General features: G+C 60.9%; 1 protein-coding gene. It reads right to left on the bottom strand.

The genetic code is table 11. The features are described from left to right. Nucleotides 1-14 precede the first annotated feature (14 nt). Nucleotides 15-1271, bottom strand: a complete 1257-nt coding sequence (locus MLE19_RS22800; RefSeq protein WP_193061152.1) for an ISL3 family transposase — start codon at nt 1269-1271, stop codon at nt 15-17. Between the last annotated feature and the right edge of the window lie 78 nt (nt 1272-1349).

Raw genomic sequence — 1349 nt, forward strand, 5'->3', positions numbered from 1 at the left:
GGTTCTTCGTCACTTCACGTGGATTTGGCCTGATCGAATAGGCGGCCCACCGGGCTGCCAATCAGGTAGATCATGGCGATAAAGTTGGCCTCGTTCCGGTAGCCACGTGCTCGTGACCGAGCCGCTTGGAACAGACCATTCATTCCTTCCAGTCTTGCGTTCGTCAGTCCCGAGAGCCAGCGTCTGACCACCGCGTCGGCGTGCCGCTCAAGCGTCGCCAGGGCTTTCCCCATCGGCTTCAGCAGTGACTTTTCAGACACCGCCGCCTGCATGACCTTGAGGTAGTTCGTGATGCGCCACCGAGCCGCTCTGGGCGTTGGAGCCTTCTGGATCCAGCGTAGCTTCTCCTTGATCACCCAGGCATCGGCCGTGGCGCTCTGATCGGCCACCAACTCCTGGAGCGCCGAAAGCTGTTTGGGTGTCAGGTTCTTGTTATCCAGGTTCTTCAGCAGGGCCCAGCGCAGCGACTTGGGGTGCCCCTGCTCCCGGCGCTCTTTCTTGCGTACCTCGTCCAGCCGCTTGGTGAAGGTCTGTACGATATGGAACCAGTCGACCGTTACCTCGGCCTTGGGAAGGTGCTCGGTCACGCCGCTAAGGAAGGCTGGCGACATATCGCAGACGACCTCGACCACATTATTCGGGTCGCCGCCATGGGCCGCCAGGAAGGCGCTGAAAGCCTGGATGGCATCCTTGCCGCAGCCTGGGACGGCAAAGATAACCGGTTCCCGCTTGCGCTGCATGTCGAGGAACACCGTGACATAGCGATGACCGCGCCGGGAGGCGGTTTCGTCCACGCCGACCGTCACCACCTTGGACAGATCCAGTTCCCCCAACATGCGGCCAACGTAGTGGTGCACGATGCGCCATAGTCGTTTGTCGGAAATCTCCAACTGGCGGGAGACGGCCAGTACCGGCATCTCCTTGACCAGTGACATGGCCGCTTGCTCGAACAGCAGGGTAAAGTCGCTGCCCGGCCGGGCCCAGGGCACCTCTATGCGCTTGACGCCATGGTCAGGACACTTCGTGCGCGGCACGCGAGCATGCAGGTAACAGTGATGCTGAAAGAAGTTCAGATGCCGCCAGGTTTTGTCGGCAAAGTCATGAGCTTGGCAGGCCTTACCACATTCTGGGCAGGGATAGAGACTGCCTCGCTCTGCCTCGACATAGAGGTCCAGGCGGTGGGGCGACACGGCGGTATCCAGGTACTGGTTCTTGAGGATCCAGGGCGCTTCCAAGCCCAGGCCGAGTGTTAGAATCTGGGTGCCGTCCATGTCATACCTCCTGCCGCTGTGGAGGTCATATTCTGGCCCAGCTCAGGGGGCGAATTCCACACCCAACGTCGAAGAGCC

The sequence above is a fragment of the Vreelandella neptunia genome (assembly GCF_022489065.1).
Taxonomy (GTDB): domain Bacteria; phylum Pseudomonadota; class Gammaproteobacteria; order Pseudomonadales; family Halomonadaceae; genus Vreelandella; species Vreelandella neptunia_A.

What these genes read in the sequence shown, in the direction of transcription:
- MLE19_RS22800 (WP_193061152.1), bottom strand. Translation starts at nt 1,271, where the DNA reads ATGGACGGCACCCAGATTCTAACACTCGGCCTGGGCTTGGAAGCGCCC.